Raw genomic sequence first — 23,586 nt, forward strand, 5'->3', positions numbered from 1 at the left:
CGTCGGTTGGGCGAGCGTAGCGAGCCTTATAAGCCCCCGTTATCTAACAAGGGGGGCACAAAAAACAAGAAACACTATACACTAACAAGCGGAAAACGCTGTATTTATAAGGCAAAACCGCATTTTTACAGTAGTGATATAAATTGTACCTATATCACTATGAAAATTGAATAGTAAATATGAGAAAGACAGTTGATTTCAAAAAATAAGAAATTGATTGTCGTTTTCTTTTGCAGAAATTTAAGTGCATGCAATTATCAATTATGGTAGCTGTCGTAATTGCTGTCAGCTCAGTGTTTAACACTGATGGTGTGAAAGATTTACGGTTGTAGATGTTCAATAAGATTATTGGTGCTTAATTATTTTTTATTGTAGTGCTGATATGAGAATGTTATAATTGGGATATAAAACATACAAATAAATTTGCTGAAAAATGAGGTATCAAAATATGGAAAATGAATTACTGGAAAACTTAGGAAGACTTCACACAACTGAACTTGGCGTTATTAGAATTAAAAAGAACTTATCTTTGAATGTAGAAAATGTAATTGAATGGTGCAAAGAAAAAATTAGCCTTTCTAATGCGGAAATCACAAGAAAAGGAAAAAACTGGTATATAACGATTGATAATTGTATTATAACGGTAAATGCGTACAGTTATACCGTTATCACTGCTCACAAGGTAAAATGATAAATTTTTCTATAAAGGAATTAAACGCATTTGCAGTTATTGGGCAAGAAGTAGAACTGACTAATTATCAAAAAAAGAATATTCAGATTAGTACACAGTTTTGGAGAAAGTTTAACAGTAGTTTGAAAAAAGCGTATCTTTCACAATCGGGAAATTGGGTAAAATATGCTTTTATGGAAAGAAGAAATGGAAAACTTTATTATTTCTGTTCTATTCCCCAAAGAACCATTACCCCAGAGGGCTTTCTGTATAAAGAAATACCGTCTTATAAATATTTGGTTGTGGAGCATATTGGTGCTATGGATAAAATATATGAAACTTATGGCAAGATTTATCAAGAAATTATTCCTAGTACATCGTATATTCCTATAAAAGATATTATCCTACACTTTGAAAAATACGATTATCGTTTTCATTGGAATAGTGATAATTCAGTTATTGAAATTTGGATACCTATTCAAGATTAGAAACAATTTTATATCCATACACACAAAGCAGTTAGTCTTAGGATTGACTGCTTTTTCTATACAGATTTTTAATGACAGGCAATTATCAATTATGGTAGTTGCCTTTTTTGATTGGAGGAATTTAAAAATGAATGATAAAAACTTTATTGAAGAATTAAGACAAAAGCGTGAGGAATACGGAGTAACACAAACAAGGCTTGCTGTTGCCTGTGGTATCAGCCGTGAATATTACAACCGCATTGAAAAAGGGAAACAGCCATTGAATGACGAATTAAGAGAAGTCATAGAAAAACAGATTGAGCGTTTCAATCCGCAAGAACCACTATTCTTATTGATTGATTACTTTCGTGTCCGCTTTCCTACTACGGACGCATTGGCGATTATCCGTGATGTATTGCAACTGAAATCTGATTATATGCTTTATGAAGATTATGGAAAATACGGATATGAAAGCAAATATGTACTTGGCGACATCAATATCATGTGTTCCATGCAGGAGCATTTAGGTGTTTTATTGGAACTGAAAGGCAAAGGCTGTCGGCAAATGGAATGTTATCTGCTGGCACAGGAACGCTCATGGTATGACTTCATGCTGGATTGTATGACAGCTGGTGGTGTGATGAAACGGCTTGATTTGGCTATCAATGACCGAGCAGGAATATTGGATATTCCAAAGTTAAAGGAAAAATACAAGGCTGGCGAATGTGTTTCCTATTTTCGTATGCAGAAAGATTACAGCGGTACAGAAAAATGCGGTAGCGATTTACCAAAGAATACAGGAGAAACCTTATATCTCGGTTCAACAAGTAGCGAATTATATATGTGTGCTTATCAGAAAAATTATGAGCAGTATGTCAAGAATGGCACAGAAATTGAAGATACGGAGATTAAGAACCGTTTTGAAATACGCATGAAGAATGAACGAGCCTATTATGCGGTTGTAGATTTACTGACCTATCGGGACGCTGAACGCACCGCTTTTTCTATCATCAATCATTATGTCCGCTTTGTTGACAGAGAGGACGACAAGCCAAAAAGTCAATGGATAACAAATGATGATTGGGCATGGTTTGTAGGGGAAAACAGAGAGCCGATACGCTTAACCACAAAGCCAGAGCCTTACACTTTACAAAAAGCGTTGCATTGGCTACAAAGACAAGTTGCACCAACAATAAAAATGGTACAGGCATTAGACAGAGAAAATCATACAACGATACTGAAAGATATGATTGAGCAGGCAGAACTTAAAGACAAGCATAAACATTTATTACAATTAGAGAAATCAACCATAGAAGAACGTATAGATACCGCTGTTCCACAAGAGAATGACGGTATTTTTTAATGTAATTGAAAAATTTCAGATTTAGTCAGCAAAGAGCTGTTTTCATTCCCTATGTGAAGTGAAAGAAGAAAAATAAATTTTTTATCAAATCTGCAACAAAACGGCTACTTGCGTACAGATATGGTGCGAGAAAAGGAAATCTAAACTTTTTTTGAAAATAGGTCATTAAATCGGGTCTTGCTGTCCCTATATGATGTGAAAGGAGAAAAAAGTTTTGAAAAAATGACGGAAATTCGTGATTAGTGGACAGTGTTCTATGAAAAGAGGAAAAACATCATCATTTTGTATTCAAACAGGCATTAGCAGTTGAGTGTTGATGTGAAAAGATGAAAATACTTTGTTCTCAACTTAACAATTCATGGTTTCCGTTCCCTATATGGTGCAAAGAAAATATTTCATTCCATAGTTGGCAGTAACGGTGTTGTATGGGTAGTTAGGGTGTGAGAAGAAAAATAATCTTTTTCATCATCAACTTAGCAAAACGACAATTTCTGTCCCTATATGGTGTAAGAAAAGAAGTTAAAATTTTTCTATTTCAACTTAGCAAATGGACGTTTGCTATACAGATAGTAATGAAAAAGGAGAAAATCAACCGTTGATTGCCAAAATGAACCGTTCCATTTGTACTAATAATGGAAAAAGTTTTGGATTTTGGTTACGTTTCCCCTCTTTTCCGACGCGGTATATAGGAAAGACGATTTTCTTCTTTCAATCGTTCTTTTACAACTGAATAAAGCAATTCAATACGTTTGACAGACAGCGAGCCGTTGAAACAAATACGCCACGACCTTTCCCCTGCAAGAGCGAGCGAAAACCTATTGTGTTCCTGTAAAGGACTTGTCCTCTTTTATCGCCATGACCTGTGCTGTCAGATAATGATACTCCCGTACAGCCACAGCTTGAGCGTTCAGAACGTCGCACGCAATGGGTACGGCTACATAAGAACTATGCAGAGGTGGAACTCCTGTGGGCTATGACAAAAGCCGTTGAATTGCTTAGAAAGATTTTACAGAAAGGGGGTATGTGTTATTGATAATGCTGTAAAAACAATTCAAAAGAAAAATGGCAAGTGTGGCATTAGCAACAGAGGAAAGACAAAGATTGTAGTAAAAGAGCATTTTTCCGAAAAGGGCAAAACAATGGAAGAACTTCTAACTGATGTCATGCTGGAAAAAGCAAAGCAGACAATCGCATAAAATCGGTGCAGTTGTAAGAAATAGATTGAATGACAAAAAGTACCCGTGTTATACTTTACTTGCAAGCAGGTATTGTAAACACGGGTTAGTTATAAAGGAGGATAACTGACAATGAAACAACAGATTTACAATACTGCACTTTATCTTAGGTTAAGCCGAGATGATGAATTACAGGGCGAAAGTTCCAGCATTACTACACAAAGAAGTATGTTGCGTCTATATGCAAAAGAACATCATTTGAATGTCATTGATGAATATATTGATGACGGCTGGTCGGGAACAAATTTTGACAGACCGAGTTTTCAAAGAATGATTGAGGATATAGAGGCAGGAAAAATCAACTGTGTTGTAACGAAAGACCTTTCTCGTCTTGGCAGAAATTATATTATGACAGGACAATATACAGAATTGTATTTCCCTAGTCATAATGTCCGCTACATAGCGATTGATGACGGTGTAGACAGCGAAAAAGGCGAAAGTGAGATTGCACCATTTAAGAACATCATCAATGAATGGGTGGCAAGAGATACAAGCCGTAAAGTCAAATCAGCATTTAAGACAAAGTTTGCGGAGGGGGCTCATTACGGTGCTTATGCTCCGTTGGGATATAAGAAACACCCTGATATCAAAGGAAAACTGTTGATTGATGAGGAAACAAAATGGATTATTGAAAAAATCTTTTCCCTAGCCTATCAAGGTTATGGAAGTGCAAAAATCACAAAGCAGTTAAGAGTAGAAAAAGTTCCGACAGCGTCATGGCTGAATTTTACAAGGTATGGTACTTTTGCACATATCTTTGAGGGAAAACCCGAAAGTAAGCGTTATGAGTGGACGATTGCTCATGTCAAGGCGATATTGAAAAGTGAGGTTTATATCGGAAACAGTGTTCACAATATGCAGTCTACGGTATCGTTCAAGAGTAAAAAGAAAGTGCGTAAACCCGAAAGTGAATGGTTTCGAGTAGAAAACACTCACGAGCCGATTATTGACAAGGAAGTGTTCTATCGTGTGCAGGAGCAGATAAAATCAAGACGCAGACAGACAAAGGAAAAGGCAACGCCGATTTTTGCAGGGCTTGTCAAGTGTGCGGATTGTGGCTGGTCTATGAGATTGGGAACGAATAAGGCAAATAAAACGCCATACAGTTATTATGCTTGCAGTTACTACGGGCAGTTTGGCAAAGGTAATTGTTCTATGCACTACATTCGTTATGATGTGCTGTATCAAGCCGTATTGGAACGCTTGCAGTATTGGGCTAAGGCAGTACAGCAGGACGAAGAAAAGGTATTGAACAAGATACAGAAAGTCGGCAATGCAGAGCGAATACGGGAAAAGAAGAAAAAGGCAAGTACCTTGAAGAAAGCCGAGAACAGACAAAATGAGATTGACCGTTTATTTGCGAAAATGTATGAAGATAGAGCCTGTGAGAAGATAACAGAGCGAAATTTTGTGATGTTGTCCAGCAAGTACCAAAAAGAACAGATAGAACTGGAACAGCAGATAACAAGCCTAAGAGAAGAACTAAGTAAAATGGAACAGGATATGATAGGTGCTGAAAAGTGGATTGAGTTAATCAAGGAATATTCCGTACCAAAGGAACTGACAGCACCATTATTAAATGCCATGATAGAAAAAATCCTCATACATGAAGCAACAACGAATGAGGATAACGAAAGAATACAGGAAATTGAGATATATTACCGATTTATCGGAAAAGTTGAGTAATCAACAAGAGTAATATTTTTAACTAAGGGAAACCGGGAAATATATGCCAGATATTTCAATGTTATCCCCTTTGTGCGAGGAATTGGACGTCAGTATTCATGAACTGCTGAATGGAGATAGACTTTCTGATGAGCAGTTTCGCAAGACTGCAGATCATAATTTTTTGCTTTCGTTAAAAGAAACGAAAAAATTGAAGGTGAAAAAACACATGGTTGATCTTTTTATAGGAGGCGGATTGGGAGTATTGATCGGACAATTAAATGCGCCAGAGTCGGCGGAAAGGAACACGCTTATTTTGTTCGCCTTTATGTTTCTGGCAATTAGACAGCTTCTGCGGGGACGGTATGATGAAGAAATATGGAAACGGATTTCTGGGGAATAAAAAGATGCCGAAAAGGGACAGGGCTTTTTTAAGTGGGGCCGGGGGATTTTTAAAAATCCCCCGGCCCCACTTACGTTAATGCGGTGAAGTGGCCTTCAACCCGATGATCCCGATCAGCAGGAGCGCTACAAAGAACAGCCGGGTCATGGTAAAGGATTCTTTAAACAGGACAATTCCCACAACGACCGCGCCTAGCGCGCCGATACCGGTCCAGATGGCGTAGGATGTGCCAAGGGGCAGGGTTTTGGTGGCTTGCGCCAGAAATAAAAAGCTGAAGACCATGCCGATGATGGTCAGAACTGAAAATTTCAGAACGCTGAAACCTTCAGAAAGTTTCAGGCAGGTAGACCAGAAAACCTCTAAAAGTCCCGCAAAAAACAGAAATATCCATTCCATATATCTTTTCCTCTCTTTCCTTTTGCCGCCCACAAAAAAAGCGTCAAATCGGTATCTCCCAATGGCCTGCTGATACAGATCTAACGCATATTTACCCGGCGGCAAATTTTTACTATTATGATTTTATAACCAAGCTATAATCTAGCAAAGATTTTCTGGATTGTCAAGAAAAAAAGGATTCCTATTGATTTTTTGGGACAATCCCGGTATGATAAATCGCAGAGCGGCGGGGACCTTAAACGGCGGTTCCCTGCTGGCAGAAGGATGAAAGGAAGTTGGAAACGTGGATAGATCGGGAAAAAAGGGACTGCCGATCGGCTTTATGGACTCAGGGCTCGGCGGCTTGAGTGTCCTGCGGGAAGCTGTCAGGATCATGCCCTACGATGATTTTATCTATTATGGAGATTCAAAAAACGCGCCCTATGGAGTGAAGGATCAGGAGACCATCCGCAGGCTTACCTTCCATGTAGTGGAGATGCTTTTGGAGCGGGGGATCAAAGGACTGGCTATTGCCTGTAATACCGCGACCAGCGCCGCGGTGGCGAAGCTGAGGATATTGTACCCGAACCTTCCGATCGTGGGCATCGAACCAGCGGTAAAACCGGCGGTAGAGCAGAACCATGGAGGAAGGATCTTGGTAATGGCTACGCCTATGACCATCCGCCAGGAGAAATTCCATAGGCTGTTGGAACGGCATAGAAATGGGAAGGAGGTAATCCCGGTGCCCTGCGCGGGGTTGATGGAATTTGTAGAGCATGGTGAACTGGACGGAGATACGCTGGAAGCCTATTTTGAAGAACATTTGACTCCCTATCTGACCGAAGATACAGAAACGATCGTACTGGGCTGCACCCATTATCCATTTCTGAAAGGATATCTGAAAAAATTCCTGGGAGACCGGAAGATCGCGTTGATCGACGGAAGTCTGGGCACAGCCATGGAACTTCGCAGGCGGCTTCTGGAACAGGGGCTGATCTGTGAAGAGAAACGGGACCGGAAGATTATCATTGAAAATTCGCTGGAAGACCCGGATATGATCGATAGAAGCTGGCGGCTTTTAAACCTTCCGATTGATTGATCGGAAGAGAAAAAGAAAAAAGTCTTGACCCTCCCCTTAGGGCAGGCATTATACTGATCCCAGATCCGGATCAGAAAGCGGCGCGTTTGAAGAAACAAAGCGCCGCGGAAAGGAGTATTATGTTTACCATTGGGGAATTTTCCAGAATCTGCCAGGTAAGTATCAAGACGCTGCGCCACTATGACAAGGTGGGACTTTTGAAGCCGGCGAAAGTCGATGCGCTTACAGGATATCGGTATTACAGCCAGGGCCAGCTGGAAGTGATGCTTCTTATCCAGAGGCTGAAGCGGTACGGATTTCCATTGGAAGAAATCCGAGGGATGCTAAACGGCGCAGAGGAAAAAGAGCTCTTTTCAAAATTGCTGCGGCAAAAGGAGAAGTTATTACAACAGCGGCAGGAGACGGATCAGATCTTGAAAGAATTGACCGGACACCTGCGGGATTTTGAAAGGACAGGTGATATTATGGGATATCAGAAGAAGTATGAGATCCAGCTTGTAGAAGCGCCGGAACGGAATGTGATCGCATCCCGGCAGAAGATGGGTGTGGACGAATTTGGCCGGTACTATGAGAAACTATATAAACGGGTGCCGGAAGAAAAGGTGACGCCAAATGGTATGGTGGGAGCTGTTTACTATGATGAAGAATTTGACCGCGAATGCAGCGACATTGAACTGGTGTTAGGAATCCGGGAGAAGGAGAAAGCGGACCGGATCATCGAATCCGGGCTGTGCGCGAGGACGGTCCACAAAGGCGCCTATTCTACCTTGTCTGAGGCATACGCGGCGTTGGTGACCTGGATTAAGGAACAAGGGTATCAGTGCAATGGGGCGCCTTATGAATTTTATCTGAAAACCCAGTTTGACGGACTTTCACCGGAAGAGTGGGAGACAGAGATCTATTTTCCGATAGAGAGGGAATAATCCGAAACGTGTCAACGCAGTTTGGGAAAATCACAAGATCGTGATTTTCCCAAACTGTTTTTCATTTAGGAAAAAGATATGTTACACTGATGAAGAAATTCATAAAAGGGGAAAGCTATGCAAAAGATTTTAGTGATCGAAGATGACTGGGAATTGAACGATAGTATCTGTTATGTGCTGGGACAGGAAGGGCTCCAGACTCTTTCCGCCCATTCCTTAGAAGAAGGGAAAGAGCAATATAGAAAGGGAGGGACAGCCTTGATCCTTTTGGATGTGAATCTGCCGGATGGAGAAGGGTTTGAATTCTGCCGGCGGATCGCCGGTCAGACGCCGGTGTTGTTTCTGACAGCGAGAGATCTGGAAGAGGATGTCTTAAAAGGCTATGAACTGGGAGCGGAAGATTACGTGACAAAGCCATTTTCAATGAAGATCCTCCTAAAAAAGATCAATGTGATCCTGAAGCGGATACAGGAAAAGGAAGGACAGATTTTTGACGATGGATTCTTAAGAATCGATTTAGGAAAGGCGCTGGTTCAGGTCCGGGGGCTGGAATGTGGGGTGACTCCCACCGAATTTCGTATCTTACAGGAATTTCTTGCCCGCAAAGGACAGCTTCTGACCTATGAAGTCTTGTTGGAAAGATTGTGGGATGGGGGAAATCAGTTTGTAGATAAGCATGCCCTGGCAGTGAATATCAACCGTCTGCGCAGAAAGATCGAGGATGGGGAACACAGATATATTTCAAATGTATATGGGATGGGGTATCAATGGATTGGATAAGCATAGCCGCGGTTTTTCTTTTGGCCGCGGCAGGAATATTGTTATGGAAAAATTGGAAACTGAAACGAGACATCTATGATTTTGCCGGCCGGCTGGAGAAGAACCTGGATGCGGTCATGTCCGGCGGCAGACTTGATCCTGCGGAGGACATCGAGGACTCTCTTTTGGGAAAGATCAATGAAAAATTGATCCGCGCAGATCAAATCTGGAAACGAAAGGAGCAGGAGAGCAGCAGGAGCAGGGAAGCTGTCAAAGAGCTGATTTCCGATATTTCTCATCAGACGCGCACGCCGATCGCCAATCAGAAGATCTGCCTGGAAATCCTGAAAAGCCAGAACCTTCCGGAAGAGACCAGAAATTTCCTGGAGAAGCTGGAACACCAGGCGGAGAAGCTGGAATTCTTGTTTCAAAACCTGGTCAAATTATCCCGTTTGGAGGCAGGTGTGATCCAGATCCGCAAGAAGGAAGAAAACCTGACACAGACCCTGCGGACGGCAGTCCAGGAGGTGGTTCCCCAGGCAGCCGCAAAAGGGATTGCTCTGGGTGCCCGTGTGGAGGAGGATCTTCGAGTCTCTCATGACAGAAAATGGACGGAAGAAGCGGTCTATAATCTCTTGGAAAATGCTGTGAAATACACCAAAGCCGGAGGATCTATCCTGATCTATGCAGGAAAAGGGGAGTTTTTCACAGAGATTCATGTGGAGGATACAGGAAAGGGAATCAAAAAAGAGCGTCAGGCCCAGATTTTTAACAGATTTTATCGGGAACCAGAGGTGCATAGTGAGGAAGGAATCGGCATTGGGCTTTACCTGGTCCGCCAGATCGCGGAAGGGCAGGGCGGCTATGTGGAAGTACATTCAGAGCCGGAAAGAGGGTCGGATTTTTGTATCTGCCTGCCAAATGGCAAGAAGAAAGAAGGGTGATAGTCACAGTTTTGTGATCATGTTCAAATGAGACTGGTCTGTGATTTTTGCCTGTTAGGATAAGCATATCTTGAAAAAGATAAGGAGGCAGAATATGAACGATTGGATCGTGAAAACAGAACAGTTGAAGAAATACTACCGATTAGGAGATAATACGGTCAAAGCCCTGGATGGTGTGGATTTCCGGGTAAGAGAGCGGGAATTTGTGGCCTTGATCGGAAAATCCGGGAGCGGCAAGAGCACTCTCCTTCATATGATCGGAGGTCTGGACGTGCCTACCGCTGGGGAGGTTTATGTGGCGGGAAGGAAGCTGTCTGGCATGAAGAAAGAACAGCTTGCGGTCTTCCGCCGGAGAAAAGTGGGATTTGTGTTCCAGAGTTATAACCTGGTACCAGATCTAAATGTATATGAAAATGTGGTTCTTCCGGTGGAATTGGATGGAAGAAGAGTGGATCACAAGTTTGTTCGGGAAATCCTGGACTTCCTTCAATTGGAAGAAAAGAAAGAAGCTCTTCCAGGTACGCTTTCCGGCGGACAGCAGCAGCGGGTAGCCATCGCAAGAGCGATCGCGGCTAAGCCGGCGATCCTTCTGGCGGATGAGCCTACAGGCAATCTGGATACGGCTGCCAGCCATGATGTGATCGGGCTCTTAAAAGTGGCGGCGAGAGAATTCCAGCAGACTATCATCCTGATCACCCACGATATGGATATCGCCCAGATGGCAGATCGGATCGTGCATATCGAGGACGGCAAGATCGTAAAGGCAGGTGACGGTTATGCTGAGCAATAATAATCAAAAAGTGATCCGCCGGATGGCTGGCCGGTCATTGAAGAGCAATCGGGGCCGGACGGCCATCCTGCTGCTGGCCATCGTCTTGTCTGTATTTATGCTGTTCAGTGTATTTACGGTGGGCATCACATACTACAAGATGTTCCAGGTACAGAATATCCGTATGAGCGGCGCCAAGTTTGATGCCATCATGTACGGACTGACCGATGCCCAGCGGGAGAAGTGTGAGACAGACCCGGATATCGTGAAGACGGGGATCTGTGCGGTAGCAGGAGCTATTGAATCGACAGAATACGATGATACGGTAAGTGTGGGTCTGATGTGGGCGGATGAAATTTACTGGAGGGAGATGAAAGCGCCTGCCAGGAAATGGATGAAGGGGACATATCCGCGGGCGGAGCGGGAGATCTTGGTGACGGAAAAAGCGCTGGAAGCCTGCGGAACGCCGGATCTGACGATCGGAGATACACTGACCGCCCAATATATAGACGGAAGCGGCCAGAAAAAAACCGGAGAATTCAAGATTTCCGGAATTTGGGCCGGATACGGGGACCAGAAGGTGTTCTATGTATCGGAAGCGTTTTACCGGCAGTGCGGTTATCAGCTCTCCGATGCGGCTTCCGGCAGATATCACATTGATTTTAAGCAGAAATTTATGACGGAAAAGGCCCAGGAGGATTTTATCGAAAGCCTGGATTTGGGAAAACAGCAGCGTCTTTTCTATACCGTTGAGATGGGGGAATCGATCCCTCTCTTCCTGGGACTATGCGGCATTGCCCTGGTGACTTGTTTTTGCGCCTATCTTTTGATCTATAATATCTTATATTTGTCCGTATCAGGAAATGTCCGGTATTATGGACTTTTACAGACGATCGGCATGACCGGAAGCCAGATCCGCGGGCTTTTAAGACGGCAGATGCTGCTCCTTGGGAGCGGCGGGATCCTGGCCGGGTTGGCTCTTGGAAGCGGTGTTTCCTTCGTCTTGATCCCGTCTGTGGTACGGTTCTTAGGGGTACGGGAAGAGGCGGGAAAGATTCAGATTGCCTTTCACCCGGCGGTATTTGCGTTGACGATTCTTTTGGCGGCAATAACGATATGGATCGGGAGCCGCAAACCAGCCCGGATGGCAGAGGCTATTTCTCCGATTGAGGCTTTGGGTTACCGGCCATCCGGCGGAAGGAAAAGCAGCCGCAAGACGGCGAAAGGAAAGCTGTTATGGAGGATGGCGCTGGAACAGCTGAAAAAGGACAAGAAAAAATCTGTGGTGATCACCTTGTCTCTGGCGGCGGGCTTATCGGTATTCTTATGTCTGATCACTCTGATCCAAAGCCAGGGCCCCAGGACTTTTGTCAGTACCTATATGGATGTAGATATGACCATAGAAAATGACACAATGAAGAAAGAAGACCATAAGGAATGGCGGGATATTTTGGACGGCCAGTTCCTTGGGGCGATCAGGAGTAATTCCAAAGTACAGGAGATGCATCCGATAGTGGTGTCAGAGATCATGATCCCCTGGGAACCGGAGGTGGCGGACCGGTGGATGCGGGAGGTTTACGCCACGTGGATGTCTGTCCCTTATGAAGAAGACGTGGAAGAGTATAAAGCACATCCGGAGAATTTCGGTACTTTTCTGGTAGGGATCGATGAAACGGATTTTGACCAAATGCAGCAGGGATTGGAGAAAAAGATCGATAAGAAAGAATTTCTGGAAGGAAAGACCTGCGTACTATACCGGGATCAGCTGGATTTTACAGCAGAAGATTTCGCGAAAGAAAAGATTACCTGCGCGGAATACGGGAATGGGGAGAATACCAGATCCTTTGAGATCGCGGGACTTACGGATGAAGACTATTATACAGGTCCTATGCTTGGAATACCGCCGGCGGTCATTGTCAGCCAGAAGGCGGTAGAGCAATGGAATCTCTCGCCCTTTGTATCTAAAGTGAGCATCCAGTACCAGGAATCCTATGATGAGGCGGCGGAGCAGGCTATGGTGGGTCTTATGGATGGAAGCCCGGACGCCAGAGATTTTTCTTACGTTTCTAAGATCGAAGAGGCAAAGAACGTGAAAGAAGCACAAGGGAATATGATGGAAGTTGGAATCGGGATCGCGGCCATCCTGGCCCTGATCGGAATCTTAAACTATGTGAATACGGTGATCGGAAATATCCAAAGCCGTCAGGTGGAGCTGGCAGTTTTGGAGAGTATTGGAATGACGGACCGTCAAAGGAATCGGCTGCTTATGCTGGAAGGCGCCTTTTTCGCGGGACTTTCGATCTGTCTGACCGGGACTTTAGGACTTGCGGTGACCTATGGCGTGTACCAGTCTATGAATTATATGGGAGCGCCTTTTGCAGTGCCGATTCTTCCGGTGGCGGCAGTGGCCGTGCTGATCTTGATAATCTGCATGGCGGTTCCGGTGGCGGCCGGGAAATGGATGGAAAGGCGGGGAAGTGTGGTAGAGCGGATCAAAGGCGTGGAGTAGATTTGAATTTGAGGGCTTCCCAAAAACGACCAATAGAAGTAGAATGGAGGCGAGAAGAAAAGGAGGATAATGACTATGAAACTGGCGGTGATCTTTCCCGGAATCGGCTATCATGCGGATAAGCCGCTGCTGTACTACAGCAAGATGCTTGCGAAAAACCTGGGGTATGAGATACGGGAGGTGCCCTATGGAGATTTCCCAGAAGGAGTAAAAGGTTCCAAAGAGAAGATGGAAAAGGCATTTTTTAGCGCGGTAAAACAGGCGGAACAGATATTGGCGGATGTGGAATTTGCAAAATATGAGGAAATCCTTTTCATCTCGAAAAGCGTAGGGACGGCAGTGGCCTCCGCCTTTGCTTTGAAGCAGGGATTGAAAACACGGAACATCTACTATACGCCGGTGGAGGCTTCCTTCCAGTTTATGAAACAGGAAGGCCTGGTATTTCATGGAACAAACGATTCCTGGGCAGAGACGAAGATCGTGGAGGAAGGGTGCAGACAGGCAGGATTTCCGCTGGTGACCATTCCAGAAGCAGACCATTCCTTAGAGACAAAAGAAGTAGGGACAGATTTGGAAAACCTGAAACAGATCATGAAGAAAACAGAAGAGTATATATGCAGAAGAAATTGATATTTTATAAAAGATATGCTATTCTCAATAGACAAAGATGCCGGGCAGCCGTTCTGTCTGCCCGGTGAAGTCTGTATCATTGCAGACGTATTAGTTTCAATGTAAGTTCTTATCAAAAACCCCAATGACAAGACAATGTATAGGATGTGCAGGATAAAATTCTGTCTTTTACCAGACTGGCAAATGTGCTACCATAAGGGAAAGACCGGGATTCTTTCCTGCGCATGCGGGAAAGGAGCGGTCTGATGGAAAAGAAAACAGATGATTTTATTATGTTTCCCACTGTGGATGTGTGCTTCAAAGGATTGATGCATAATCCGAAAGTAAGAAAAGGGTTCATTGCGGCACTATTGGGAAGGAGCCCGAATGAAATTGAAGATACGACGCTGCTTCCAACCATCCTGCAGCCGGAATACACAGAAGATAAGCTGGGGATTCTGGATGTCCGCGTCCGACTGCGGGATGGTATACAGATTGACATGGAAATGCAGGTGGCGTATTTTGCCCACTGGGATGCCAGAAGTGTTTTTTATCTTAGTAAGATGTTTGTAGACCAGTTAAAAAAGGGAGAATCCTACGAAAAATTGAAAAAATGCATCCATGTCAGTATTCTGGACTTTATCTATTTTGAAGATGACACAGAGTGTTACCGTAAGGTTGGCTTTTGTGACCAAAGTACAGGACAGGTCTACACAGATCTAATGGAAATCCAGGTTCTGGAACTAAGGAAGATTCCAAAGGAAGTGAAAAGCTAGGATAAACTGCTTAATTGGATGCGGTTCTTAAGTGGGAAGAGCAGGGAGGAGTTTGAGGATATGGCGAAGACAAGTGAATATCTGGATGAGGCATATCAGGAACTGCAGAAGTTAAGCGCGGATGACCGGGCAAGGCTGGAATATGAGGCGAGGGAAAAGGCGATCCGGGATTACAACTCGCAGATAAGCAGTTCTTTGCAGCGGGGGATTGAGCAAGGAGTCAAACAAGGAATTGAGCGAGGAATCAAACAAGGGAAGCAGGAGATCCTGCTGGAATTGACCCGGAAGAAACTGGAAAAGGGGATGGGAGTGGAAGAGATCGCCTGTCTTCTGGAAGAGGATCAGAAAGTGATCCGGGAACTGGCGCAAAAGATACAGGAAGAGGGAACTGAAACAGGCGCTGACAGATAAGGAGGACGTAAGATGCTGGATTTAAAGATCGTGAACGGAACCATCATTGACGGGACAGGAGATCCGGCATATGAAGGAGATATAGGAGTGAAGGAGGGACGTATCGTTCTTCCGGCAGAAGGGGAAGCCAGGCAGGTGATCGATGCGTCTGGAAAATATGTGTGTCCGGGATTTGTGGACGCCCACTCTCACGGAGACGGTATTCTTGGAAGTGATTTTGGGGCGCTGTGCAAGGTGAGCCAGGGGATCACCACAGAAGTAGCAGGACAGTGTGGAGAGTCTATGGCGCCGGTGCGTCCTGGACGCGTGGAGGAAGCAAAAGCCGTAATTGCGGGAGACGTGGTTTCCTATCCAAGAGAATTTGAAACCTTTACCGGTTATGGGCCATATTTCCGCTGGATAGAACATATCCCGCTGGCGCAAAACATAAGGCTGCTGGCAGGACACAGTACCCTGCGGGCGGGGGTGATGGGATATCAGAACCGGAAAGCAGGGCCAAAAGAGATAGAGGAAATGAAGCGCCTGCTTAGAGACGGCATGGAACAAGGGGTTCTTGGCATGAGCAGCGGTCTGATCTATCCGCCAGGGTGCTACGCCGATACAGAAGAACTGATTGAGTTGTGCAAAGTGGTGGCAGAATATGGAGGAATCTATACCAGCCATATCAGAAATGAGTCCGACAATGTGACAGAGGCGGTCCGGGAAGCTCTTGAGATTGGACGAAAGGCAGGGGTCCCGGTCTTCCTTTCTCATCATAAGGTCTGCGGAGTACAAAACTGGGGAAAGAGCAGGGAGACATTGAGACTGCTGGAAGAGGCCAGAGCAGCGGGACAGCAGGTGACGCTGGATCAGTATCCTTATTTGGCTTCCATGACCAATATGAGCGCGGTGATCCCTCCGGATTATTTTGAAGAAGGCGCGGCGGCCCTGGCAGAAAGGCTGAGAGATAAAGCAGACAAGTCAGATCTTCGCCAACGGATCGGATGGGAGATTGAGAACCGCCAGGATTTTGAGAATCAGTACAGGAATTGCGGCGGATGGGATCAGATCATGATCTCATCGCTTCCAATGACAGCGGAGTATGAAGGAATGACGGTAAAGGAAGCGGCGGCAGTCATGGGAAAGACCGGGACGGAGACTTATCTGGAATTATTCGCGAAGAATGGCGGCGCCGGGAATTTTATTTATTTTTCTATGTGCGAGGAAGATCTTTGCCGTATTTTTTCGAATCCGAATGTGTGCGTGGGTACAGACGGGCTTTGCAGGGGGATGGAGGAAAAAGGACATCCCAGAGCCTGGAGTTCCTTTCCCCGTGCGATTGCCTATTTCCAAAAAGAGAAGCAGCTGCTGACCCTGGAAGAAATGATCCACAGACTGACTCTGCTTCCGGCAGAACGGATCTTTCTGGAACAGCGGGGAGCGGTGAAAGACGGCTGGGCGGCAGATCTTTTGATTTTGGACTATGAAAAACTGGAAGACCGGGCGGACTATGTTCATTCCAACGTGCCGGCCGGCGGGATTGACTGTGTGATCGTAAACGGGCAGACGGTATACCGGGAAGGAAAGCTGACAGGACAGATGCCGGGAAGACTGCTTCGGAGAACGGGAAAGGCGGGAAAATGTTAGACCGAATGAATCGAATGAATACCTTTATTGAAAAGCATATGGCCTTTGTGACTCCCCTATGTCTGCTCTTTGGCGTTTTGTTTCCGGAGATCGCTGGCAGAGGGGTGCCTTTTGTTCCTGTCATGTTTGCGATCATGACATTTATCGGCGCATTGAAGTCCAGTTTCCAGGATATTGGAGAAGTGTTCAAAAGACCGCTGCCCCTTCTGGTATCGATCCTGATCCTGCATGTGGTGATGCCGGCGGCAGCCTTTGGCCTGGGGCACTTGTTGTTCCCGGATAATGCGAATCTGATCACGGGAATGGTGCTGGAGTTTGCGGTGCCGACTGCTGTGGTAGGGGTCATGTGGGTGTCGATCTACCGGGGGAACAACTCTATGGCCTTGTCATTAGTGATCATTGATACTGTGTTGGCGCCTTTTGTGATCCCGGCTACGCTCCATCTGTTGATCGGCGCCCGTGTGGAGATGGATACCGCAGGAATGATGCGGGAGCTGGTATTTATGATCGCCCTTCCGGCAGTGGCCGCAATGTGCCTGAACCAGGCAAGCCATGGGCAAGTAAAGAAGACGTGGCCTTCCAGGCTTGCGTTTTTCTCCAAGCTGTGTATTATCTTCGTAGTCAGCTCGAATTCCTCAAAGGTAGCGCCTTATGTCAGACATCTGAATCTGGAACGTGCGGCTGTGGCGCTTTGTATCCTCTGTCTTGCCTCCAGCGGCTATATTCTAGGCTGGTCCGCGGCCCGGCTGCTGGGACTTGGCAGGGAAAACGCGGTAGCCGTGATGTATGGATCAGGTATGCGCAATATCAGCGCGGGAGCGGTGATCGCGGCGGCTTATTTTCCGGGAGAAGTTATGTTCCCGGTTATGATCGGCACCTTATTTCAGCAGGTGCTGGCCGCGGCATTCGGGTCATGGATTTCCCGGAAGGAAGGGGAAAAGGAGCAGCATTTAAGGGAAAGGCGGCAGGAAGGATGAAGATCATTATTTCACCAGCGAAAAAGATGAAGACAGATACCGATACAATAGAGTACCAGACAACACCGGTGTTCCTGGAAGAAACAAAAGAGCTGCTGGAGTGGCTTCGGAAGCTGTCTTTTGAGGAAGCAAAGAAGCTGTGGAACTGTAACGAGAAGATCGCATCCCAGAATTATGAAAGAATTCAGAAGATGGATCTGGAAGCCCAGCTTACGCCGGCTATCCTCTCTTATGAAGGGATCCAGTACCAGTATATGGCTCCCGCGGTATTTGAGGAAAAGGCCATGGAATATATCCAGGAGCATCTTAGGATCTTATCTGGTTTCTATGGTGTGGTAAGACCTCTCGATGGGATAAGGCCTTATCGTCTGGAAATGCAGGCTAAGGCAAAAGTAAACGGGACAAAGGATCTCTATGGATTTTGGAAGGATAAGATCTATCGGCAGGTGGCAGGAAAGGGTGAGACCATCCTGAATCTGGCGTCAAAAGAATATTCCAAATGCGTGGAAGATTATCTGGGGCCAGAGGACCGGTGCCTGACCTGTGTGTTTGGAGAATGGTCCGACGGAAAGGTCCGGCAGAAAGGAATCCTGGCGAAAATGGCCAGAGGAGAGATGGTCCGGTACATGGCGGAGGAAAGCATTGAAGATGTGCGGATGATCCAGGGATTTGACCGTCTGGGATACCGTTTCCGTCCATCCTTATCCTCAGAAGATACCTATGTATTCCTGAAGGAGGAAAGTCAGAATGACAGAAGCAAATAAGATCAAGTGTATTGCTTTGGACCTGGACGGGACCACTTTGAACAGCCGGGGACAATTGAGCGCAAGGACGAAACAGGCGATCGAACGGGCGCTGGAAAAACAGGCCCATGTGATCGTTGCCAGCGGAAGGCCGCTTGAGTCTCTGCCGGAGGAAGTCACGGAGCTTCCGGGAATCCGGTACGCGGTCACTTCCAATGGAGCCTTGGTCTGGGATCTGCAGTCAAAAGAAATACTGAGGGAATATAAATTGACACCGGAGTCGGTGGAAGCTATCCTGGAGCTGACGGCTGCTATGGACGTGGCCTACGAAACTTTTATCCGGGGGAAGGCTTACGCTCAGGCTTCGTATGTGGAAGATCCGGTCCGGTATGGAGCGGCGCCGGGAGCGGTGCCCTATATCCAGCGTACCAGAGAACCGGTGGAAGATATGGGAAGCTTCATCCGGCAGCATAAAGAAGAACTGGACAGCATTGATATCGTGATCCGGGATGGAAAAGAAGAACTTTGGAAAACAATAGAAACTCAGGTGAGAGAAGTATATGTAACATCGTCTGTACCGCAGCTTTTGGAGATTGCCTACAAGGAGGCGGGGAAGGCTCCGGCAGTGGGGTTCCTCCTGGAACATCTGGGGCTTAAACAGGAAGAATTGGCAGCTTTTGGAGATGGAGACAATGATAAAGAGCTGCTCCGTCTGGCGGGCACCGGCGTGGCGGTAGGAAATGCTGTTTTAGGCTGTAAGGCGATGGCAGATCGGATCGCGGGATCCAACGATGAAGATGGGGTTGCTGTGGAACTGGAACGGATGTTCAAAGATGGAAGGATTGAAAGCGGGACAGAAAGGTAGAGAAAGAAATGAGTGTAACAGTTGCGGATCTTTTGGAACTGCCTTCCATGAGGGGCGCCAGGGTCTTAGGCGGACATAAAGGACTTGGCAGGATCGTATCTTCGATCTCCATTCTGGAATCCGTTAATCCGGCGTATCTGACCGATGGCATGTTTCCGGATGGAGAGTTTTTTGGAAGTGAGATTGTGATCACGGGATTTTTGAACATCCTGGACGATGTAGAACTTCAATGCGCAAATATACGCCGGCTTGCGGAAGGCGGAGAAGTGGGATTGATCCTGTTCTATGTGGGCGTCTATATGAAAAGCGTTGACCAGAGACTGATCGATCTGGCAGACGAATATGATTTTGTGCTGATCACAATGCCGGAAGGAGAGAAACTGCTCCGTTACAGCGAAGTGATCATGGATGTGACGGAATGTATCTATCGGGACCGTATGCGCAGAGAATCTATTGTTTCGGATATTCTTGGCCGTATTTCCGACTTGCCTGCCCATCAAAGGTCTATCAATACCGTGCTGAAAATGTTAAGTGACCGACTTTCCGCAACCGTGCTTTTAAAAGATGCTTCCGGGCAGATCCTGAATCTGATCGCCTGGCCAAGGAACCGGGAGGAACAGGTCAAACAGAAGCTGGGGCAGACACATGGAGAAATAAAACTGCCGGAGGGAGAAACGGCTTATTTCAGAGACATCCGCACAGAAACGGGAAGAAATATGGAACTGGCCATTATCAAAGAAGGAGGGCCTCTGCATGAAGAACTCCTTTATCAGGCGGCAGATATTGTGCGGATCAGTTTGAATATCTGGAACCGGGGACATGGGGAGATCGCGGTGCGTGAACTGGTGCGGGCGATCCTCCAGGATGAGCCGATCAAAATGCGTCGGCTGGCGGATATTTTCCATATCGATGTTTCTTCGATCCATGAGATGTGGGTCCTGCACGGCGGCTTTTCTGGGAAACAGCATCAATTTGAAGAGATCTTAGGCTCTTATCCAGGGCTGACCGTCTGCGACCAATATGAAGATTGTTTTCTATTTTTCCTAAGCACGCCGGATTCGCCCAAACAGGCAGAGATGTTCCTGGGGGAACTTCTGGAAGCGGTGCGGGAAGATGAGGCGACGATCGTGCGCTACAGCCATCTTCAGGATACGGGGAACGTAAGGGAAGCATTTCTTGCCCACCAGAAATACCTGGAGGACGCAAGAAAAATATTTCCGGAAAAAAGGATCTTCTGTCACGGAGAGATGGAGTTTGCCAGAGAATGCCGTTGTCTTATTGAACAAGGGGAGGATTCCTTGAAAAAATGTACGGACATTCTTGCCCCTTTTCGGGAAAAGCAGGAGGGCGCAGACCTGGAAGCTACTTTGCGGGTCTATTTCCTGGATGGAGACATGAGCGTATCTAAGACGGCTGAACTCCTTTATATTCATAAGAATACGGTGAAATACAGGTTAAGGAGGATCAGCGGCCTTTTGGGATGCCGCCTGGACCAAATGCCGGAATGTATGTATCTCTATCAGGCGGCCGCAGTCAGCAGGCTGGTCTGTTAAGAAGTTTGATATTAGAAAATGCAGGGTTAAACATCTTTGGCTTTGTCCAAAAGGACAAAAACCAAAGGTGTTTTTTTGCGCTGTCCGACAGTTCATAGGAGGGAGAGAAAGAGATATACTTTTTGTCAAAAGCAAAAAGAGAAAGGAGCGCAAAACAGTGAGGAAGATTGGATTACAGGAAATAGAGGATATCGCTCTGGGAGCGGCCCTCCTGGGCGCTGGCGGCGGCGGGGATCCTTATATCGGGAAATTGGTAGCGATCGGCGCGGTAAAAGAGTGCGGGCCGGTAGACTTGCTTGACCCGGAAGAAGTCCCGGATGATGCCCTGGTGATTCCTATCGCGATGATGGGCGCGCCTACAGTACTGGGGGAAAAAGGTATTGGAGGACGGGAGTATAAGACATTGTATGAAATGGTCAGCCGGTTTTATGGAAAAGAAATCTATGCGTTTATGCCGATCGAAGCAGGCGGAGTCAACAGTATGCTTCCGATCGCGGCCAGCGCGAGGCTGGGCCTGCCTATGGTGGACGCGGATGGAATGGGAAGAGCTTTTCCAGAACTGCAGATGGTGACATTTACCATAGGAGGGATCAGCGCTTCGCCCATGGCTTTAACGGATGAAAAAGGGAATTCTGTGATCTTTCAGACGGTGACCAATCATTGGACAGAGGAGCTGGCAAGGGCAGTGACTATGAGCTGCGGCGGAGCAGTATCGGTGTCTATGTACCCGCTGACGGGCGCTCAGCTAAAAGCATATGGGGTAAAACACATCGTGACCAGAAGCCAGAGACTGGGGGAGGCGATCCGAAAGGTGAAGGATTGCGCGGATAAAACGCCCGAAGAATATTTCCTGGAATTCTCCGAAGGTTTCCGGCTGTTCAAGGGAAAGATCGCGGATGTGAGAAGAGAGACGAGAGGCGCGTTTAATTTTGGTAAAGTGGTGCTGGAAGGAATCGGTGAAGATAAGGGAAGGACAGCAGAGGTAGAATTCCAGAATGAAAACCTTACAGCGGCAGTAGACGGGAACATCCTTGCCACTGTTCCGGATCTGATCTCTCTGGTAGATACAGAGACCTTTGTTCCGGTTACAACGGATGGATTGAAATATGGAAAACGTGTCCTGGCAGTAGGGCTGAAGTGTTTCGATCTTTGGCGGTCGGAAAAGGGCCTGGAATTGGTAGGGCCAAGATATTTTGGATGTGATACGGACTATATTCCAGTGGAAGAACGGTGGAAAGGAGGCAGGGATCGTGTATAAATTAGGCATTGATGTAGGCGGGACAAATACGGACGCGGTCATTATTGATGAAGAGAATCAGGTGATCGCAGATATCAAATACCCGACCTCTGAAGATATTTATGACGGAATCATGGGAGCGCTGCGGATGGTTCTGACGGAGTCTGGGATTGACCGGACACAGGTGAGTCAGGCTATGCTGGGAACGACCCAGTGCACAAATGCGATCGTAGAACGGAAGCACTTGTCGCCCATTGGGATCCTGCGGATCGGGGCGCCGGCAACGCTCAGTCTTCCGCCAATGGTGGACTGGGATGAGGAACTTCAAAAAATGGTAAAAGGCAGTAGGATCATCGGCGGGGGTTATGAGTATGACGGTAAGGAACTGGCGGCTTTCGACAGGGAAGCGGCAAAGGAGTTTTTCCTGGAAATGAAGGGGAAAGGAGTAAAGTCCATTGCTATTTCCGGAGTGTTTTCCACTGTGCGTGAAGAACAGGAAAAAGAGGCGGCCCAGCTTTGCAGGGAGGTCATGGGGGATGATACACATATCTCTATTTCCAGTGAGATTGGCTCGATGGGATTGATCGAACGAGAAAACGCCACTATTTTAAACGCGGCTCTCTATCAAGTAGCAGAGCGCTTTACTGAAGGGTTTGCCAGAAGTCTCAGAGAAGAAGGCATCGAAAACGCGGATGTATATCTGTCTCAGAATGACGGAACATTGATGACGGTAGAGCACGCCAGGAGGTATCCGATTCTGACGATCGCCTGCGGGCCTACCAATTCTATTCGGGGCGCCGGGTATTTAAGCGGGATGCAGGATGGAATCGTTGTAGACGTAGGAGGCACGACAACCGATATTGGTTATGTACAGAACGGGTTCCCAAGAGAATCCGGGGTGGCTGTTACGATCGGAGGTGTGCGGACGAATTTCCGGATGCCGGATGTAATCTCGATCGGCCTGGGCGGCGGTTCTATTGTCAGGATCAAAGAGGATGGATCGGTGACAGTGGGGCCTGACAGCGTAGGCTACAAGATTACAGAGGAGGCGCGGGTATTTGGAGGAAATACGCTGACCGCTACAGATATTGCCGCGCGGCTGGGAATGACGGATGTAGGAGATGTATCTAAAGTGGCGGATATCAGTATAGAAACAGCCCGGAAGGCAATGGACGTGATCTCATCTTTAGTAGAAGATGGGGTGGATTCTATGAAGGTATCCAATGATGATGTGGAAGTAGTCCTGGTAGGCGGCGGATCGATCATTCTTCCAGAGCAGATCAAGGGAGCTTCCAAAGTCATAAAGCCGGCGCATTTTGGCTGTGCCAATGCCATTGGGTCAGCGATTTCAAAAGTGAGCGGCACCTATGAAGCGCTGATCGATTATGATAAGGTTCCAAGAGAAGAAGCTTTGGAGACAGCCAAAAAAGAAGCGGCGAAGATTGCGGAAAAGGCGGGCGCGATGCCGGAGACGATAGAAATTATAGAAGTGGAAGATGTCCCCCTGGCATACTATGCGGGAAATACGAACCGGGTGAAAGTCAAAGCGGCCGGAGAGCTGCGGGGCTAAATTTTTCATACATAAAGGACAGAGGCAGAGAAATCCAG

Annotated in this window: 21 protein-coding genes and 2 pseudogenes; 21 read left to right on the top strand and 2 right to left on the bottom strand. The window is 46.5% G+C overall.

Going from position 1 to position 23,586, the window contains the following annotated elements:
* Nucleotides 1-448: 448 nt before the first annotated feature.
* The 3 genes from FND36_04060 (at nucleotide 449) to FND36_04070 (ending at nucleotide 2,500) form a co-directional block, all read left to right on the top strand.
* Nucleotides 449-691: a DUF3781 domain-containing protein gene (locus FND36_04060; protein ID QDW73281.1), complete on the top strand. Its 243-nt coding sequence runs from the start codon at nucleotides 449-451 to the stop codon at nucleotides 689-691.
* Nucleotides 688-1,158: an AraC family transcriptional regulator gene (locus FND36_04065; protein ID QDW73282.1), complete on the top strand. Its 471-nt coding sequence runs from the start codon at nucleotides 688-690 to the stop codon at nucleotides 1,156-1,158. The genes FND36_04060 and FND36_04065 overlap by 4 nt, the downstream gene beginning before the upstream one ends.
* Before the next feature lie 127 nt (nucleotides 1,159-1,285).
* Nucleotides 1,286-2,500 (top strand): XRE family transcriptional regulator, encoded by a 1,215-nt coding sequence (locus FND36_04070; protein ID QDW73283.1) that lies wholly within the window; start codon nucleotides 1,286-1,288, stop codon nucleotides 2,498-2,500.
* An 815-nt stretch (nucleotides 2,501-3,315) separates the two neighbouring features.
* Here the strand turns inward: FND36_04070 and FND36_04075 are convergent.
* A pseudogene (locus FND36_04075) lies at nucleotides 3,316-3,492 on the bottom strand (conjugal transfer protein).
* Between FND36_04075 and FND36_04080 the strand changes: the two are divergent.
* From FND36_04080 to FND36_04090, 3 genes are all read left to right on the top strand, one after another.
* Nucleotides 3,487-3,696, top strand: a complete 210-nt coding sequence (locus FND36_04080) for a tRNA wybutosine-synthesizing protein 3-like protein (protein ID QDW73284.1) — start codon at nucleotides 3,487-3,489, stop codon at nucleotides 3,694-3,696. The pseudogene FND36_04075 and the gene FND36_04080 sit on opposite strands and share 6 nt — an antisense overlap.
* A gap of 111 nt (nucleotides 3,697-3,807) precedes the next feature.
* Complete coding sequence (locus FND36_04085; protein QDW73285.1) at nucleotides 3,808-5,421, top strand: DUF4368 domain-containing protein; 1,614 nt, start codon at nucleotides 3,808-3,810, stop codon at nucleotides 5,419-5,421.
* A gap of 43 nt (nucleotides 5,422-5,464) precedes the next feature.
* A complete protein-coding gene (locus FND36_04090) occupies nucleotides 5,465-5,803 on the top strand; it encodes a hypothetical protein (protein QDW73286.1) in 339 nt (112 codons plus the stop codon).
* A 75-nt stretch (nucleotides 5,804-5,878) separates the two neighbouring features.
* Here the strand turns inward: FND36_04090 and FND36_04095 are convergent, their stop codons facing one another.
* Nucleotides 5,879-6,199, bottom strand: a complete 321-nt coding sequence (locus FND36_04095; GenBank protein ID QDW73287.1) for a multidrug efflux SMR transporter — start codon at nucleotides 6,197-6,199, stop codon at nucleotides 5,879-5,881.
* A gap of 283 nt (nucleotides 6,200-6,482) precedes the next feature.
* Here FND36_04095 and murI point away from each other — a divergent pair, with 283 nt between their 5' ends.
* From murI to FND36_04170, 15 genes and pseudogenes are all read left to right on the top strand, one after another.
* Nucleotides 6,483-7,277: a glutamate racemase gene (gene murI, locus FND36_04100; GenBank protein ID QDW73288.1), complete on the top strand. Its 795-nt coding sequence runs from the start codon at nucleotides 6,483-6,485 to the stop codon at nucleotides 7,275-7,277.
* Between the two features lie 119 nt (nucleotides 7,278-7,396).
* Complete coding sequence (locus FND36_04105; GenBank protein ID QDW75532.1) at nucleotides 7,397-8,200, top strand: MerR family transcriptional regulator; 804 nt, start codon at nucleotides 7,397-7,399, stop codon at nucleotides 8,198-8,200.
* A 117-nt stretch (nucleotides 8,201-8,317) separates the two neighbouring features.
* Nucleotides 8,318-8,980: a response regulator transcription factor gene (locus FND36_04110; GenBank protein ID QDW73289.1), complete on the top strand. Its 663-nt coding sequence runs from the start codon at nucleotides 8,318-8,320 to the stop codon at nucleotides 8,978-8,980.
* On the top strand, nucleotides 8,968-9,903 hold the full coding sequence (locus tag FND36_04115) for a HAMP domain-containing histidine kinase (protein ID QDW73290.1): 936 nt from the start codon (nucleotides 8,968-8,970) through the stop codon (nucleotides 9,901-9,903). Before FND36_04110 ends, FND36_04115 begins: the two co-directional genes overlap by 13 nt.
* Before the next feature lie 94 nt (nucleotides 9,904-9,997).
* Nucleotides 9,998-10,693 carry an ABC transporter ATP-binding protein gene (locus FND36_04120; protein QDW73291.1) on the top strand — a complete coding sequence of 232 codons (696 nt, stop codon included), beginning with the start codon at nucleotides 9,998-10,000 and terminating at the stop codon, nucleotides 10,691-10,693.
* On the top strand, nucleotides 10,680-13,181 hold the full coding sequence (locus FND36_04125) for an ABC transporter permease (protein QDW73292.1): 2,502 nt from the start codon (nucleotides 10,680-10,682) through the stop codon (nucleotides 13,179-13,181). Before FND36_04120 ends, FND36_04125 begins: the two co-directional genes overlap by 14 nt.
* A gap of 75 nt (nucleotides 13,182-13,256) precedes the next feature.
* Complete coding sequence (locus tag FND36_04130; GenBank protein ID QDW73293.1) at nucleotides 13,257-13,811, top strand: alpha/beta hydrolase; 555 nt, start codon at nucleotides 13,257-13,259, stop codon at nucleotides 13,809-13,811.
* 224 nt (nucleotides 13,812-14,035) lie between these two features.
* A pseudogene (locus tag FND36_04135) lies at nucleotides 14,036-14,977 on the top strand (Rpn family recombination-promoting nuclease/putative transposase).
* A gap of 12 nt (nucleotides 14,978-14,989) precedes the next feature.
* Nucleotides 14,990-16,603: a D-aminoacylase gene (locus FND36_04140; GenBank protein ID QDW73294.1), complete on the top strand. Its 1,614-nt coding sequence runs from the start codon at nucleotides 14,990-14,992 to the stop codon at nucleotides 16,601-16,603.
* Nucleotides 16,597-17,580 (top strand): bile acid:sodium symporter family protein, encoded by a 984-nt coding sequence (locus tag FND36_04145; protein ID QDW73295.1) that lies wholly within the window; start codon nucleotides 16,597-16,599, stop codon nucleotides 17,578-17,580. The genes FND36_04140 and FND36_04145 overlap by 7 nt, the downstream gene beginning before the upstream one ends.
* Nucleotides 17,577-18,344, top strand: a complete 768-nt coding sequence (yaaA, locus tag FND36_04150; GenBank protein ID QDW73296.1) for a peroxide stress protein YaaA — start codon at nucleotides 17,577-17,579, stop codon at nucleotides 18,342-18,344. The genes FND36_04145 and yaaA overlap by 4 nt, the downstream gene beginning before the upstream one ends.
* Nucleotides 18,328-19,188 (top strand): HAD family phosphatase, encoded by an 861-nt coding sequence (locus FND36_04155; protein QDW73297.1) that lies wholly within the window; start codon nucleotides 18,328-18,330, stop codon nucleotides 19,186-19,188. Before yaaA ends, FND36_04155 begins: the two co-directional genes overlap by 17 nt.
* Before the next feature lie 8 nt (nucleotides 19,189-19,196).
* Nucleotides 19,197-20,741: a PucR family transcriptional regulator gene (locus FND36_04160; GenBank protein QDW73298.1), complete on the top strand. Its 1,545-nt coding sequence runs from the start codon at nucleotides 19,197-19,199 to the stop codon at nucleotides 20,739-20,741.
* Nucleotides 20,742-20,898: 157 nt separating this feature from the next.
* The gene (locus tag FND36_04165; protein QDW73299.1) at nucleotides 20,899-21,999 is read left to right on the top strand and encodes a DUF917 domain-containing protein; all 1,101 of its coding nucleotides are present in this window, start codon (nucleotides 20,899-20,901) and stop codon (nucleotides 21,997-21,999) included.
* The gene (locus FND36_04170; protein ID QDW73300.1) at nucleotides 21,992-23,548 is read left to right on the top strand and encodes a hydantoinase/oxoprolinase family protein; all 1,557 of its coding nucleotides are present in this window, start codon (nucleotides 21,992-21,994) and stop codon (nucleotides 23,546-23,548) included. The genes FND36_04165 and FND36_04170 overlap by 8 nt, the downstream gene beginning before the upstream one ends.
* The last annotated feature ends 38 nt before the right edge of the window (nucleotides 23,549-23,586 follow it).

Source organism: Lachnospiraceae bacterium KGMB03038, assembly GCA_007361935.1.
Taxonomy (GTDB): Bacteria; Bacillota; Clostridia; order Lachnospirales; family Lachnospiraceae; genus Massilistercora.